Here is a 14,791-nt window from a genome sequence, read left to right as displayed (position 1 = left end):
GCCAGGACTTAAGCCGCCAGATCCAGGCGGTCGGCGTTCATCACCTTGTTCCAGGCGGTGACGAAGTCGCAGACGAACTTCTCCTGCGAGTCCGCGCAGGCATAGACCTCGGCCAAGGCCCGCAGTTCGGCGTGGGAGCCGAAGATCAGGTCGACGCGGGTCGCCGTCCAGCGCGGCTGGCTGGACTTGCGGTCATGGCCGGCGAAGGCGTTGGCCGCCGTCGGGCTCCAGGTGGTGTCCATGCTCAGCAGGTTGACGAAGAAGTCGTTGCTCAGCACGCCGGGGCGGTTGGTGAACATCCCGTCCTTGGAGCCGCCGGCGTTGGCGCCCAAGACGCGCAGGCCGCCGACCAGCACCGTCATCTCCGGACCCGACAGACCCAGCAGCTGGGCGCGGTCGACCAGGGCCTCTTCCGGCGCCATGAAGTGCTTGCCCGGCCCGCGATAGTTGCGGAAGCCGTCCGAGCGGGGCTCCAGAGCGTCGAACGAGGCCGCGTCGGTCTGTTCGGCCGAGGCGTCCATGCGGCCCGGGGCGAAGGGCACCGTGACGCTGGTGCCGGCGTCCTTGGCCGCCTTTTCGACGGCCGCCGCGCCGCCCAGCACGATCAGGTCGGCCAGCGAGATCTTCTTGCCGCCGCCGGCCGAAGCGTTGAAGTCCTTCTGAACGCCTTCGAGCGCCGCCAGCACCTTGGCCAGGACCGGCGGGTTGTTGACCGCCCAGTCCTTCTGCGGGGCCAGGCGGATACGCGCGCCGTTGGCGCCGCCGCGCTTGTCCGACTGGCGATAGGTCGAGGCCGAGGCCCAGGCGGCCGAGACCAGATCCGACACCGACAGACCGGTGGCCAGGATCTTGGCCTTCAGGGTCGCGATGTCCTGGTCATTGACCAGCGGGTGGTCGACGGCCGGGATCGGGTCCTGCCAGATCAGCTCTTCCTTCGGGACCAGCGGGCCCAGGTAGCGGCCGATCGGGCCCATGTCGCGGTGGGTCAGCTTGAACCACGCGCGGGCGAAGGCGTCGGCGAACTGGTCCGGGTTCTCGTAGAACCGGCGCGAGATCTTCTCGTAGGCGGGATCAAAGCGCAGGGCCAGGTCCGAGGTCAGCATGCGCGGAACGTGCGTCTTGCTCGGATCAAACGCGTCCGGAATGTCGGCCGGGGCGTTCTTGGCCTGCCACTGCTTGGCGCCGGCGGGGCTCTGGGTCAGCTCCCACTCGTACTTGAACAGGTTGTCGAAGAAGTGGTTGCTCCAGCGCGTGGGCGTCTGGGTCCAGATCACTTCCGGGCCGCCGGTGATGGCGTCGGCGCCCTTGCCCGTGCCGTGCTTGCTGATCCAGCCAAAGCCCTGGGCCTCGATCGGGCCGCCTTCCGGCTCGACGCCGACCAGGGCGGCGTCACCCGCGCCGTGGGCCTTGCCGAAGGTGTGGCCGCCGGCGATCAGGGCGACGGTCTCCTCGTCGTTCATCGCCATGCGGGCGAAGGTCTCGCGGATGTCGCGCGCCGAGGCCAGCGGATCGGGATTGCCGTTCGGGCCTTCGGGATTGACGTAGATCAGGCCCATCTGGACCGCGCCCAGAGGGTCGTCCAGCTCACGCTCGCCGCTGTAGCGCTTGTCCTCCAGCCACGCGCTTTCGGGACCCCAGTACAGCTCTTCAGGCTCCCACTGGTCGGCGCGGCCGCCGGCGAAGCCGAAGGTCTTGAAGCCCATCGACTCCAGGGCGACGTTGCCGACCAGCACATAGAGGTCGGCCCACGACAGCTTGGCGCCGTACTTCTGCTTGATCGGCCACAGGAGGCGGCGGGCCTTGTCGAGATTGGCGTTGTCCGGCCAGCTGTTCAGGGGCGCAAAGCGCTGCTGCCCGCCGCCCGCGCCGCCGCGGCCGTCGGTGATGCGATAGGTGCCCGCCGCGTGCCAGGCCAGGCGAATGAACAGGCCGCCATAGTGCCCGAAGTCGGCGGGCCACCACTCCTGGCTGTCGGTCATCAGGGCGTGCAGGTCGTTGATGACCGCGTCCAGGTCGAGGCTCTTGAACGCCTCGGCGTAGTCGAACGCCTCGCCCATCGGATTGGAGCGCGGGGCGTGCTGGTTCAGGCCCTCCAGGCGCAGGCTCTGGGGCCACCAGTCCCGGTTGGCGGGACCACGACCGTGGCCCATCGGGCATTTGCCCGCGATATTGTCTTCGACCTTGGCGTCCATTGGCGAGTTCCTCCGCGCAGGTGTGTTGATCACCCCGACGCGTCTAGAAGCCGCTCTTTTTGGTCATCGGTAAAATTGATTGTTCTTATCGGATGGATAGGAAAAACCACTCTGTGTGCGGCGGAGGTCTGGGAGCTTGGGCCCGCCCCATCAAAGCGTGTCATCCCGGAAGCCTCGCAGAGGCTATCCGGGACCCAGGGGGTGACAAAACGCGTTGCGCGCCGCCCCTAGGTCCCGGCGCTCCGCGCTCCGCGCTGCGGCCGGGATGACACCGGGGATGGATCCAGGGAAGGACGGGTGGCGCCCCGCCTAGCCCGACAGCACCTCGGCCAGGGCCTGGAACATCGGCTTGGGCTGGCCGGCGTCGTCGAGGGGCAGGGGGTGTTCCCAGGGCCGCTCGCCGTTGGCGCCGCGCAGCCAGGAGTCCCGGTCGCGCACGCCCCAGACCGTGAAGGCGAACCGCTGCGCGCGGGGCAGGTCCATATAGGCCTGGGCCAGTTCGCGGGCGAGGTCGGCCTGGCGGCTCAGCAGCTTGGGCAAGGGGGCGGCGCCCGGCTTGTCGCCGAAGGAGATGTCCAGCTCCGAGACATGGATCGGCAGGCCCAGGCTGGCCAGGTCGCGCATGGCGATGCGGCACATGCCGGGCGGGGTGAAATCCAGGCCCAGATGGCTCTGCGTGCCGATGCCTCCGATCGGCGCGCCGGCCTTCAAGAGCCGCTCGACCATCCGCAGGAAGGTCGCCCGCTTGGTCGGATTGTTCTCGAGATTGTAGTCGTTGATGAACAGGACCGCGTCGGGGTCGGCTTCCTTGGCGTGGTGAAACGCCAGGATCATGTGCTCATCGACGCCCAGATTATCGGTCCAGGCCGAGCGTCGCAGATCAACGCCGTTGTCGTCGACCGCCTCGTTGATCACGTCCCAGCTGGCCGCCACCCCGCGATAGCGGCCCGCGACGGCCAGGATGTAGTTGCGGTAGGCGTCAGCGAACCGCTTGCCCTGGCCGTCCAGGGCGCGGAAGGCGGGCATGACCTGGCTGTACCAGATCAGGGCGTGGCCATGCAGCCGCAGGCCATGACGGCGCGCGAAGTCGGCGATGGCGTCGGGCCGGTCGAAGCGGAAGCGTCCGTCGTCCTGGAGGATGTACTCCATCTTCATCTCCCACTCGGCCGTGATCTGGCTGTAGTGGCGGGTCAGAAGAGCGGCGAAGGCGGGGTCGTCCAGCTGGTGGCGTTGCAGGCAGGCGCCGACCGGTGTCGTGGCGATCGACTTCAGGGGCGTGTCGGCGATGGGTTGGCTCTGGACCTCGCGGGCGCAGGCGCTCAGCGCCAGAGCGGAGGCGATGGCTGAGCGGCGGGTCAGCCGCCTCATCCTAACGCGCCCCGACGGCGGCGCGGCGGATGCTGAGCTCGTCCATCTGGGCGGCCTCATAGGCGCCCAGCTTCTTGGCGGCCAGGATCTTGGCCTGCTCGGCGACGTGCTCGTATTTCTTGAGGTTCTCGAAGGCTTCGGACAGGGCGTCGCGGGCCCCGGCCTCTTCCTGCAGGCACTGCTCGATCTGGACCAGCATGTCGGCGCGGCGGCGCTTGTAGCCCTCGCGGTAGCCGATCATGTACCAGCCGGCCGAGGGGTCGCCCTCGGCGTTCTTGGCCTCGGCCTCGGCTTCGGCGTCCAGCATCGTGACGCGCATCTCGGCGGCCATGCGCCGTTCGGTGATCTCGGCCAGACGCTTCTGCAGCGTCTCGACCTCGTGGTTGGAGATCCGGATCAGAGAGGCGGCCCATTTGGTCACGGTCAGTACTCACTCTGCAGGATCTGGCCCAGCATCCCGAAAGAGTCGTCGAGACTGGTTGCTTCTTCCTTATCCTGGCTGAGGAAAGCCTCGATCGCCGGGTTCAGGCGGATGGCGCGGTCGACCACGGGGTCGGCCCCGGCGCGGTAGGCGCCGATGCGGATCAGTTCTTCCATGTTCGAATAGGCGGCCATCACCTGGCGCGCGCCCTTGACGATGTCGCGCTCGTGCGGGTGCTGGCAGCCCGGCATGGTCCGGCTGATCGACTTGAGGACATTGATGGCCGGGAAGCGGCCGCGCTCGGCGATGGCCCGCTCCATGACGATGTGGCCGTCCAGGATACCGCGCGTGGCGTCGGCGATCGGCTCGTTGTGGTCGTCGCCGTCGACCAGCACCGTGAAGAGGGCCGTGATCGGGGCGGCGGTGGTGCCGTCGGGACGGATCGGGCCTGGTCCCGCGCGCTCCAAGAGCTTGGGCAGCTCGGTGAAGACGGTGGGGGTGTAGCCCTTGGTGGTCGGCGGCTCGCCGGCGGCCAGACCGATCTCGCGCTGGGCCATGGCGAAGCGGGTCACCGAGTCCATCAGGCACAGCACCTCTTGATCCTGGTCGCGCATGTACTCGCTGATGGCCAGGGTCATGTAGGCGGCCTGGCGGCGGGTCAGGGCCGGTTCGTCCGAGGTGGCGACCACGACGACGGCGCGGCGCAGGCCCTCCTCGCCCAGGGTCTCCTCGACGAACTCGCGGACCTCGCGGCCCCGCTCGCCGATCAGGCCGACGACCACGGCGTCGCAGGTGGCCTCCTTGGCCAGCATCGACAGCAGCACCGACTTGCCGACGCCCGAGCCGGCGAAGATGCCCAGACGCTGGCCCCGGCAGGTGGTGGTGAAGACGTTCATCGAGCGCACGCCCAGATCCAGGCGCTCGCCGACCCGGCCGCGGGCGTGGGCCGGCGGCGGCGAGGTCTTCAGCGGATAGGGGACCTCGCCCTGGGGCAGAGGACCGAGCCCGTCGATCGGCTCGCCGAAGGCGTTGATGATCCGGCCCAGCCACGCCTTGGTCGGGCGGACCACGGCGCCTTCGGGCACGATGCGGATCTCCGCGCCCGGACCCACGCCCTCGACGGGGCCGAAGGGCATGAGCAGGGCGCGGGTCTCGCGGAAGCCGACCACCTCGGCGGGCAGGGGCTTCTGACCGAAGCGCTCGATCTCGACCCGCGCGCCGACGGCCAGGCGGGTCAGGCCGCCGCGCACCTCGATCAGCAGCCCGTTCACCGCGGCCACCCGACCATAGATGGTCAGCGGATCGATACGTTCGACGGCGGCGATGAGGCTACGCAAGACGGCTCCCGAAACAGCAGGCGCCAGACTCGGCCAACGTGGTTAATCGGGAATGAACTCAGCCCTTCGGAGCCGCTTTCGAAGGTGCGACCAATTGGTGGCTGAAGAAGCGGATGACCTCGGCGTTGAACGTCTGGTGGAACGCCTTGCGGTCAAAACCGGGGGCGCTGGCGCACAGCATCTGGGTGCCGCCCACGGGCGCGGTCTCGCAGGGGGTGAGGAAGTCAAAGTGCCGGGCGCCCTTCACGACGCGGTAGTCGTGTTTGCGCTTGAGGTTGCGGTGCACGAACTCGGCATAGGCGTCGCCGGGCAGGATCTCGTCGTCGGCGGCCTTCCACAGCTGCACCGGGGCGGTGATCCCCTTGAGGCCGTCCTTGCCGAAGGCGAAGCCCAGCGCCGGGGCGGCCGAGACCACGGCCTTGATACGCGCATCGTGAACCCAGGTCGCAGTCAGCGCATCGGCGGGCAGGGGGCGGCCGGCGGTCAGCTTGCAGGCGTAGTCGTTCGGATGGGCCTGGCAGTGGGCTGGAACGAGGCTGAGGTTCGGCTTGCCGCCGGCGGCCGCCAGCACCGTGAAGCCGCCTGACGAGAAGCCGAAGGCGCCGACCTTGGCCGGGTCCAGCTTGGCCTTCAGCGGCGAGGCCTCCAGCATCCAGCCGATCAGGGCCGAGAGGGCGGCGGGACGGTCGGCCATGGCCGTGGCGCGACTCTGGTCCTTGTAGTTGTCGCCGGGGTGGGTGAGGGCGGCGACCACGAAGCCGGCCTCAGCAAGGGCCTGGGCGGTGTCGGCGTGACCCCCGAAGAAGCCGCCGTTGCCGTGCGACATGACGATCAGCGGCAGGGCCTCGCCCGCGACCGGCGCGCCGGCGGCGACCGTGTGGCCCCATGAGCCCAGCGCCATGAAGGCGGGCTTGGCCTGGGTCGGATACCAGATCCCGACCTCGACTGGCGGGCCCTCGGCGCGGGGTTGGCGCAGCACCATGAAGCCGGCGTTGTCGGCGAGCGCGGGCGAGGCGAAAGCGGCGACGGCGAGGCTGGCGGCGGCGAAAAGAGCACGAAGCGACATGGTGGTCCGGGTGGTCCCTTGAGATGAGCGATGAGGCTGCTTTGACGGCGGTTTCCGGCCGCCGCCAGCGCTCCTGCGCGAATGGGCGAATGGGTTCGCGGGCCGGCGAACGGGCGCGGGGTGGCGACTCCGGCCCGGCTCGCCTAATGATCCGGTCATGAGCGCAGACGCTTCCAAGCCGCCCCTGCTGGGCACGGCCCGCGAGTGGACGATCGACCTGTCGGTGGCGGTCGTGATCGGAATCCTGCTCGGCCTGATGGGGCCCTTCGGCAGCTTCTTCAACGACGGGCCGGCGGTGCGCGTCGCCTACTGGGTCTGTAGCGTCGCTTTCGGCATGGTTCTGTTCGGGACCCTGACGCGCCTGGGGGCTGCGGCTGCGCGACGGCTGGGCTTGCCGGACTGGGCGGCGCTTGCGCCCGTGATCCTGGCGGGGACGGTGCTTCTGGGCGGGCCTCTGCGCCTTTTCGCCATCGCCTTCTGGCCCGGCGTGATCGAAGCAGTGCCGGTAGCGGCGTGGTTTGGCCAGTGCCTGGCGATTTCGACGCCGCTGGTCGTGGGCGCCTACTTCCTGCGGGCGCGACAGGCCGGGCAGGCCGGGCAGACGTCCGCGCGCCCGGCGGTGATCCCATCCTTGGCGCCAACGCCGTCCGACGCGACGCCCAGCGTCGACACCAGCAACGTCCTCTATCTGCGGATGGAGGACCACTATGTCCGCATCCGCACCGAACAGGGCTCGCGTCTGGAGATGGGGCCGTTGGCCAGGGTCATCGCGATGCTGGCCGGGATCGAGGGGCTGCAGACCCATCGCTCCTGGTGGGTGGCGCGGCGGGCGATTGCGGGCGTCGTGCGCGACGGTCGCAACCTGCGTCTGAGGCTTGTCGACGGCGAGACCGCGCCCGTCAGCCGAGCCTCGGTGGCCAAGCTGCGAGCGGCGGGCTGGCTGGCGGACGACGCGGAGTAAATTCCTCCGCGACCGGGTGTCGCGGCGGGGCGCGGCGCGCGGTGAAATCAGGCGTGAAAGGCTTGGAAAAATCTCGCGACAGAACGCCGCGATTTCGTTCGTGAGGCGAACCCGCCGCCGGGGTTCTTAATGCGGTAACGCCGTTCGAACCGCCTTCCAGGCCTCGATTTTCTCGATTTTTTGCGGCCAAATGGCACGCTGAAAACACCCGCCTGCGACGCCTGCGACCAATGTGTTCAGGGGCTCCGACGCGGCTTGCACCCGATTCGCAAATCAGATTAACCATTCCTCCAACGGGAAACATTCACCATTAACCAGTCTTAAATTAACTCTCCGGCAAAGTGGCCGAAGGGTTTCACCGGCGGACTCCCGCCAAAGACGTTCGAATACGCCAGTGTTGGCGTGGAGGGGCTCATGCGCGTACTGTTGATCGAGGATGACAGCGCGACGGCGCAGACCATCGAACTGATGCTGAAGTCTGAGGGCTTCAACGTCTATACGACGGATCTGGGTGAAGAAGGCGTCGATCTGGGCAAGATCTACGACTACGATCTTATCCTGCTCGACCTCAATCTTCCGGACATGAGCGGCATCGATGTTCTGCGCACCCTGCGGGTCGCGAAGATCAACACGCCCATCATGATCCTGTCGGGCTCGTCGGAAATCGACACCAAGGTCAAGACCTTCGCCGGCGGCGCCGACGACTACATGACCAAGCCTTTCCACAAGGACGAAATGATCGCCCGCATCCACGCGGTGGTCCGTCGTTCGAAGGGTCACGCCCAGTCGGTCATCAAGACCGGCGATATCGTGGTCAACCTGGACGCCAAGACGGTGGAAGTGAACGGCAACCGCGTTCACCTGACCGGCAAGGAGTACCAGATGCTGGAGCTCCTCTCCCTGCGCAAGGGTACGACCCTGACCAAGGAAATGTTCCTGAACCACCTGTACGGCGGCATGGACGAGCCGGAACTGAAGATCATCGACGTCTTTATCTGCAAGCTGCGCAAGAAGCTGGCCGCTTCGGCGCACGGCAAGCACCACATTGAGACGGTCTGGGGCCGCGGCTATGTGCTGCGCGACCCGAACGAGCAGGTCAACGCCGCCTGAGTCGTTGGAATTCAGGCAGCGTATCTGTAGAATCTACCCAGAGACGCCCACCCAAAAGGTGGGCGTTTTCTATTTGAAACCATAAGGTTACGCTTCGTCTACCCGCGAACGGGAACCTTGGTCGTGACAAAAAGACAAAGGCGCGGAATAGTCCGTTCCGCTGAGCGCCAGGGCAGACGAGGTCCGGCGCAACGCTTGCTGGGGGGCTTCCCAGCCGTGTCATTTTGGCTTACGCGGCATCGACACCGACGGGGGACCGATGCAAGAATTCGATCCACGACGTAGCGCCACGCGCTGGGCGCCGCGGGTTTTCACCGCGGTCGCCGGCCTTTTGGCTCTGGGCCTGGGCTGGAAGCTGACGGCCAACGACGCCGCCGCCCCGCTCGCCAAGGCGCCGCTTGATCCCGCCGCGCTCGTGGCCTTGCAACACATCGCCTTCGCCAGCGCCGAGGCCCAGCCCGGCTTCGAGCGTCCCGAGAACATCGAGGTCAAGGTCCGCCCCGGCGAGACCCTGCAGGGCGCGGTGCTGCGCACCGGCGTGGCGCCCGAGGAAGCCCGTCAGGTCGTGGCGACGCTGCAAGGCGCCATCGACACCGTCAACATCAAGGCCGGCATGGCCTTTGAGGCCGCCGTCGCCCAGCGTCGCAGCCAGCGCGGTCCGGCGCGTCTGGTCGGCCTGTCGATGCGCACCAGTCCGTCCTCGACCCTGACCGTCTCGCGCACCTTCGACGGCGCCCTGCGTCTGCGCGAAATGGAAGAAGAGGTTCGCGACGAGCAGCAGGTGGCCTGCGGCGAGATGAACGGCTCGTTCTACGAGAGCGTGGCCAATGTCGGCGGCACCCCGGCGGTGATCAGCCAGGCGGCCAAGCTGTTCTCGCACAAGATCGACTTCTCGCGCGACATCAAGGAAGGCGACCGCTTCTGCCTGATCTTCGATCGTAAGGTCACCGAGAGCGGCCGCACCATCGAGGCCGGCGACCTGGAATACGCCGAGGTCAAGGGTCAGAAGTTCTACGCCTTCGACCGCAAGGGTGAGGACGGCAATAGCCAGTTCTTCGACGAGACCGGCAAGAACATCAAAGGCTTCCTGCTGCGCACGCCGGTCGACGGCGCGCGGATCACCTCGAAGTTCGGCCTGCGCCGCCACCCGATCCTGGGCTACAACCGCGCTCACCAGGGTGTGGACTTCGGCGCCGGCGCCGGCACCCCGATCCTGGCCGCCGGCGATGGCGTCGTGCTGGAGGCGCGCCGCTGGGCCGGCTACGGCAACTGGCTGCGAATCCGCCATTCGGGCCAGTGGGACACCGGCTATGCGCACATCTCGCGCTACGCCAAGGGCATCAAGCCGGGAACGCGGGTGCGTCAGGGCCAGGTCGTGGCCTATGTCGGCTCCACGGGCATGTCGTCGGGTCCGCACCTGCACTACGAGGTCTGGCTGAAGGGGCAGCGGGTCAATCCGATCGGCGCCAAGGTCCCGCAGGGCACCATCCTGGCCGGCGCGGAGCTGGCCTCGTTCCGTTCGCAAAAGGCCCGCATCGACCGGATGCTGGCTGAAGGCGGCGCGGCCGTCAGCAATGAGGACACCCCCAAGCTGGCCGCCGCCGACATCGAGAAGGCCAAGACCAGTCTGCGCTAGGGACTGGCCTAGGGTGTGGGCGCGAAAGCGCCGATACCGCAAAGCCCAAACAACTCGTCATCCCGGAAGCCTCGAAGAGGCTATCCGGGACCCATGGGCAAGTGGCATGCGGCGGCCCCTTAAGTCCCGGCGCTACAGCCCGCTACGCGGTCTTCCCGCCGGGATGACGGATTAGAATGATCTCAGTGAGTTAAGTAGCGCCGCCTTGCCCTCTTCCACCCACCTCTACAGCGACCGCCGCTTCGTCGTCGGCGTGGCTCTGTTCTGCTGCCTCTTGTGGGGCAGCGCGTTTCCGGCGGTGAAGGCGGGCTATGCGCTGCTGCATGTGGCCAAGTCCGACACCGCCGCCCAGATGCTGTTCGCCGGCTGGCGCTTTCTGGCGGCGGGGCTGATCCTGCTGGTTCTGGCGGTGGCGAGCCGCAGGCCGATCGCCGTGCCCCGCGCCCAGATCGGACGCCTTATGGGTCTGGGCGTCTTTCAGACGACCTTGCAGTACGTGTTCTTCTATATCGGCCTAGCCCACGCCACGGGCGTGAAGTCGTCGATCATGAACGCCACCGGCGCGTTTTTCGGCGTGGTGCTGGCCCATTTTCTGTTCCCCAATGACAAGCTGACGCCGCGCAAGGTGATCGGCTGTCTGCTGGGTTTCGCCGGCGTGCTGGCGGTGAACCTGGGCGGGAAAGGGTTCGATTTCGAGTTCAGCCTGTTGGGCGAGGGCTTTGTGATCGCCGCCGCCTTCGTCCTGGCGGCCGGCTCGATCTGGGGCCGGGCGATCTCCCAGACGATCGACCCGATGGTGATGACCGGCTGGCAGCTGGCCATCGGCGGCGGCGTGCTCTTGGCGATCGGCGCGGTTACGGGCGGTCATCTGGAAGCGTTCGACGCCCGCTCGCTGGCGCTTCTGGCCTATATGGCCGGGCTGTCGGCGGCCGCCTTTGCGCTGTGGAGCCTGCTGCTCAAGCACAACCCCGTGGGCCTGCTGGCGGTGTTCAACTTCCTGATCCCGGTGTTCGGGGTGCTGCTGTCGGCGCTGTTCCTGCGCGAGCCGGTGCTGGCCTGGAAAAACGCCGCCGCCTTGGCCTTGGTGTGCGGCGGCATTGTGCTGGTGACGGGGCGCAAGATGCTCCCCCGCTGAGCGGGGGAGCTGTCACGAAGTGACTGAGGGGGCGAACTGGACCTTGGCCGAGCTGGCCCCCTCCGGCCCTCTGGGCCACCTCCCCCGCGCCGCGGGGGAGGAACACCTTACTCCACCCCCGCCACGGCCAGCAGGGCCGCCAGGCCCACCTGCATGCCCTTCAGGCTCTCGTCCTTGGTGACGTCGATCCACTCATCGAGCGCATGCGCCCGGCCGCCGCGGAAGCCCGCGCCGATGGTCAGGGCCGGCACGCCCAGGCTCATGGGGATGTTGGAGTCGGTCGAGCTGGCCTGATAGGTCGGCTTGTAGCCCAGCGCCTTCACCGCGCCTGCGGTCAGGGCCACGATCTCGGCGGTGTGCGGCGTGGCGCCGGCCGGACGCTCGCCGATGACCTTGGCCTGGTAGCTGACCGCGCCGTTCTTGGTCGAGCGCGCCGCGTTCTCGCCGGCCACGGCCTTGTCGAAGATGCCGATCAGGGTCTGGTCCAGCTTGGCCAGCTCGGCCGCGCTTTCCGAGCGCATGTCGAACTCCATGAAGACGTCGTGCGGGATCGAGTTCACCGAGGTGCCGCCGCCCGTCACGCTGGCCGAATAGGTGGTCTTAGGCTTCTTGGGCGCCTCGACCGCGTAGAGGTCGGTCACCGCCTTGGCCATGGCCGCCATCGGATTGACGATGCCGAACGCGCCGTAGCTATGGCCGCCGGGGCCGGTGAAGGTCACGCGATAGCGCTTGGATCCGGTGCCCTGGTCGACGATCTGGTCGGGATCGCCGCCGTCCATCGAGAAGAAGGACGTGATCCGGCCCTTGTAGGGTCCCTTGTTGAACAGATAGCGCACGCCGCGCAGGTCGCCGGGGCCTTCCTCGCCGACATTGCCGACCACAAGGATGTCGGCCTTGGTCTTGATCCCGGCCGCGTCCATGGCCCGGACATAGGCCAGGAGCGTCGACAGCGCGCGGGTGTCGTCGCCGATGCCGGGGGCCATCAGCTTCGTGCCCTCGCGGCGCACCTTCACGTCAGTGCCTTCGGGGAAGACGGTGTCCAGGTGCGCGGCGATGACCACGAACGGGCCCTTGCCCTTGGTGGCCGTGCCGGGGCGCACGCCCATCACATTGCCCTCGGCGTCCATCTCGACATGGGTCAGGCCGTGGGCCTTGAGCATCTCGAGATACGCCTTGGCGCGCTGCTCTTCCTTGAAGGGCGGGGCGGGGATCTCGGTCAGGGTGATGATGTCGGCGACGGTGCGGTCGAAGTCGGCGTCCAGCTTGGCGACGGCCTTCTTGAAGCCCGGCGAGGCGACGATCTTGGCGACGGCCTTGTCGGCGTCAGCGGCCTTGGGCGCGGCCATGGCGGGCGCGGCGACCAGGACGGCGGCCAGCGCGAGCAGGGAGGCGGTGTGACGGAGCATGCGGCGAATCCTCAAGTTCGCCCGCACCCTAAACCGCTCGCCCCGGCCCGCGCACCCCACCTTTCGCGACGCTCTAGGCCGACAACTGCGCCGCCCCGCCCATCCACGGATCGCTGATCGAGTCCGCGCCCGTCTCCACCCGCCCAGCCAGACGGCGCAGCCAGGTCGGCTCGTCCTCCAGGCGGACGGTGACGTCGTACCAGCCCTGCTGGGTGGCCAGGGGCCGCGACACGGTGTCGACGCCGGTGAAGTCCACCCGCCAGGGCTCCTGGCCCAGAACCTCCACGCGCACCGTGCGCGGCGAGGGGCGCACGTTGCTGATCGTCAGCAAGAGGCCGCCTTGCGACGGGCGGGCGGCGATCTCGACGCCGACGTTGGTCCCGGCGAACCGGCGATGGAAGCCGTTGGGGCCCAGGACCCACAGATCATAGGCCCCGGCCGGCCAGACGTCGCTCAGATGCTTTTGCGGCCCCACGGTGTAGCGGCGCGGCGTCTGGTCCAGGCGAAGACGGTCATAGACGTGCAGCACGCCCGCCGCCGCGCCGGCGTTGCTGAACTCAAGAGCGATGGCCCCTTCGGCGTAGCGTCCGTCGACCGCCAGCGCGTAGGGTAGGGCGCGCGAGGGACGTGGTCCCTTGGCCTGGACCGGCGCGACCACCGAGGCCGGCGTCGGGGGCTTGGCGCGGCCGAGCTTGGCGGCGCGGCCCGCCGGCTCGGCCGTGGCCGGCAGGGCGGGGAAGGGGTTGGTGTTGGGCGTCTTGAAGTCAAAGCAGGTGGTCAGGTCGCCGCACACCGCCCGGCGCCAGGGCGATATGTTGGGCTCCATGACGCCGAAGCGCTGCTCCAGGAAGCGGACGACCGAGGTGTGGTCGAAGACCTGGCTGTTGACGAAGCCGCCCCGGCTCCAGGGCGAGATCACGTACAGCGGTACGCGCGGACCCAGGCCATAGGGACGGCCCATCAGGTCGTCGCGCTCGGACTTGGCCTCGGTGGGATTGCGCACCCGATGGTGCTCGGCGGTGAGGTCGACGCTGGAGGCCCCCAGCAGCTTGCCCGAGGCGTCGAAGGACGGCGGCGCCGGCGGCGGCATGTGGTCGAAGAAGCCGTCGTTCTCGTCGAACATCACCAGAAACACCGTCCGCGCCCAGACCTTGGGATCGGCGGTCAGGGCGTCGATGACGCGGGCGGTGTAGTCCGCGCCCTGGGCGGGGCTGGAGGGGCCCGGGTGCTCGGAGTCGGCGGCCGGGGCGATGATCCACGACACCTGCGGCAGGCGGCCGTTCACGACGTCCTCGCGCAGCTTGTCCAGATGCCAGGTCGACAGGCCCAGCTGCTTGAGGCGCGCGTTCGAGCCCGGCTGGTCCTTATAGGCCTCGCGATAGGCCTTGAACCCCGCCAGCGGGTTGTCGGTGAAGTTGTCGGCCATGTCCTGGTAGATGCGCCAGGAGACGCCGGCTTGCAGCAGTCGCTCGGGATAGGTGGTCCAGCTGTAGGACTCCTTGGCCCCGCCCTTTTCGGCGAAGTTGTCGTGGCTGTTCGAGATCGACGGACCGCCGGCTTTCCCCAGGCCGTCATTGGTTCCGGTCCACAGGAACAGGCGGTTGGTGTTGGTGCCGGTCTGGGTCGAGCAGTGATAGGCGTCGCACAGGGTGAAGGCGTCGGCCAGGGCGAACTGGAACGGGATGTCGGCGCGCTGGAAGTAGCCCATCGACCAGGGCTTCTTGGCGTCGGGCCAGCGGTCCATGCGGCCCTGGTCCCAGGCGTCCTGAGCGTCGGTCCAGCTGTGCGGCGTGCCCTCAACGCGCATGTGGGCGAAGGTCTCCGCGCTGTTCAGCGGGAAGGGCGCGAGCAGCTTGTCCTTGCTCCAGGCCTGGACGAAGACCGAGCCGTCCTGGCGACCGGCCGCGTCGCGCACCGGGATCGGGAACCGGTCGCCAAAGCCGCGCACGCCGTTCAGCGTCCCGAAATAGTGATCAAAGCTGCGGTTTTCCTGCATCAGGATGACCACGTGCTCGACGTCCTGGATCGTGCCGGTCCGCACATCGGCGTCGATCGCCGCCGCCCGCGCCAGCGCCGGCGGCAGGCTCAGCGCGCCGAGGGCGGCCAAGAGAGCGCGGCGGTCGAGATTGGGCATGGCGAGACTCCGATGAACTGCGCCG

At 68.2% G+C, this 14,791-nt stretch carries 11 protein-coding genes; 4 read left to right on the top strand and 7 right to left on the bottom strand.

The window, feature by feature from the left end:
* Window positions 1-8 precede the first annotated feature (8 nt).
* The 5 genes from katG to OVA11_RS18305 form a co-directional block, all read right to left on the bottom strand.
* A complete protein-coding gene (gene katG / locus OVA11_RS18325) occupies window positions 9-2,225 on the bottom strand; it encodes a catalase/peroxidase HPI (protein WP_268068675.1) in 2,217 nt (738 codons plus the stop codon).
* A 276-nt stretch (window positions 2,226-2,501) separates the two neighbouring features.
* Window positions 2,502-3,560 (bottom strand): endo-1,4-beta-xylanase, encoded by a 1,059-nt coding sequence (locus tag OVA11_RS18320; protein ID WP_268068674.1) that lies wholly within the window; start codon window positions 3,558-3,560, stop codon window positions 2,502-2,504.
* A gap of 1 nt (window position 3,561) precedes the next feature.
* Entirely contained in the window at window positions 3,562-3,981 is a 420-nt protein-coding gene (fliJ, locus tag OVA11_RS18315; RefSeq protein WP_268068673.1) for a flagella biosynthesis chaperone FliJ, read from the bottom strand.
* A 2-nt stretch (window positions 3,982-3,983) separates the two neighbouring features.
* The gene (fliI, locus tag OVA11_RS18310; RefSeq protein ID WP_268068672.1) at window positions 3,984-5,318 is read right to left on the bottom strand and encodes a flagellar protein export ATPase FliI; all 1,335 of its coding nucleotides are present in this window, start codon (window positions 5,316-5,318) and stop codon (window positions 3,984-3,986) included.
* Between the two features lie 58 nt (window positions 5,319-5,376).
* Window positions 5,377-6,384 carry an alpha/beta hydrolase family protein gene (locus OVA11_RS18305; protein WP_268068671.1) on the bottom strand — a complete coding sequence of 336 codons (1,008 nt, stop codon included), beginning with the start codon at window positions 6,382-6,384 and terminating at the stop codon, window positions 5,377-5,379.
* Between the two features lie 157 nt (window positions 6,385-6,541).
* On the opposite strand from OVA11_RS18305, the gene OVA11_RS18300 reads away from it, so the two are divergent.
* The 4 genes from OVA11_RS18300 (at window position 6,542) to OVA11_RS18285 (ending at window position 11,226) form a co-directional block, all read left to right on the top strand.
* Complete coding sequence (locus OVA11_RS18300; RefSeq protein WP_268068670.1) at window positions 6,542-7,345, top strand: LytTR family DNA-binding domain-containing protein; 804 nt, start codon at window positions 6,542-6,544, stop codon at window positions 7,343-7,345.
* 414 nt (window positions 7,346-7,759) lie between these two features.
* The gene (gene ctrA, locus OVA11_RS18295; protein WP_010920871.1) at window positions 7,760-8,455 is read left to right on the top strand and encodes a response regulator transcription factor CtrA; all 696 of its coding nucleotides are present in this window, start codon (window positions 7,760-7,762) and stop codon (window positions 8,453-8,455) included.
* A gap of 259 nt (window positions 8,456-8,714) precedes the next feature.
* Entirely contained in the window at window positions 8,715-10,091 is a 1,377-nt protein-coding gene (locus tag OVA11_RS18290) for a M23 family metallopeptidase (protein WP_268068669.1), read from the top strand.
* Window positions 10,092-10,296: 205 nt separating this feature from the next.
* Window positions 10,297-11,226: a DMT family transporter gene (locus OVA11_RS18285; RefSeq protein WP_268068668.1), complete on the top strand. Its 930-nt coding sequence runs from the start codon at window positions 10,297-10,299 to the stop codon at window positions 11,224-11,226.
* Window positions 11,227-11,333: 107 nt separating this feature from the next.
* On the opposite strand, the gene OVA11_RS18280 is transcribed toward OVA11_RS18285, so the two are convergent.
* Both OVA11_RS18280 and OVA11_RS18275 read right to left on the bottom strand, forming a co-directional pair.
* The gene (locus tag OVA11_RS18280; protein ID WP_268068667.1) at window positions 11,334-12,632 is read right to left on the bottom strand and encodes a M20/M25/M40 family metallo-hydrolase; all 1,299 of its coding nucleotides are present in this window, start codon (window positions 12,630-12,632) and stop codon (window positions 11,334-11,336) included.
* 73 nt (window positions 12,633-12,705) lie between these two features.
* The gene (locus OVA11_RS18275; protein WP_268068666.1) at window positions 12,706-14,766 is read right to left on the bottom strand and encodes a phosphocholine-specific phospholipase C; all 2,061 of its coding nucleotides are present in this window, start codon (window positions 14,764-14,766) and stop codon (window positions 12,706-12,708) included.
* Window positions 14,767-14,791: the final 25 nt, after the last annotated feature.

Source organism: Caulobacter sp. SL161, from assembly GCF_026672375.1.
In the GTDB taxonomy this organism is placed as follows: Bacteria; Pseudomonadota; Alphaproteobacteria; order Caulobacterales; family Caulobacteraceae; genus Caulobacter.
The sequence above is the reverse complement of the archived record's forward strand: the minus strand, read 5'-3'. Positions and strand labels throughout refer to the sequence as shown.

Bases quoted from the DNA above. Each gene is read 5' to 3' on its own strand.
- OVA11_RS18300 (WP_268068670.1), top strand. From the start codon at position 6,542: ATGAGCGCAGACGCTTCCAAGCCGCCCCTGCTGGGCACGGCCCGCGAG.
- OVA11_RS18290 (WP_268068669.1), top strand. From the start codon at position 8,715: ATGCAAGAATTCGATCCACGACGTAGCGCCACGCGCTGGGCGCCGCGG.
- OVA11_RS18275 (WP_268068666.1), bottom strand. From the start codon at position 14,766: ATGCCCAATCTCGACCGCCGCGCTCTCTTGGCCGCCCTCGGCGCGCTG.
- OVA11_RS18305 (WP_268068671.1), bottom strand. From the start codon at position 6,384: ATGTCGCTTCGTGCTCTTTTCGCCGCCGCCAGCCTCGCCGTCGCCGCT.
- ctrA (WP_010920871.1), top strand. From the start codon at position 7,760: ATGCGCGTACTGTTGATCGAGGATGACAGCGCGACGGCGCAGACCATC.
- OVA11_RS18280 (WP_268068667.1), bottom strand. From the start codon at position 12,632: ATGCTCCGTCACACCGCCTCCCTGCTCGCGCTGGCCGCCGTCCTGGTC.
- OVA11_RS18320 (WP_268068674.1), bottom strand. From the start codon at position 3,560: ATGAGGCGGCTGACCCGCCGCTCAGCCATCGCCTCCGCTCTGGCGCTG.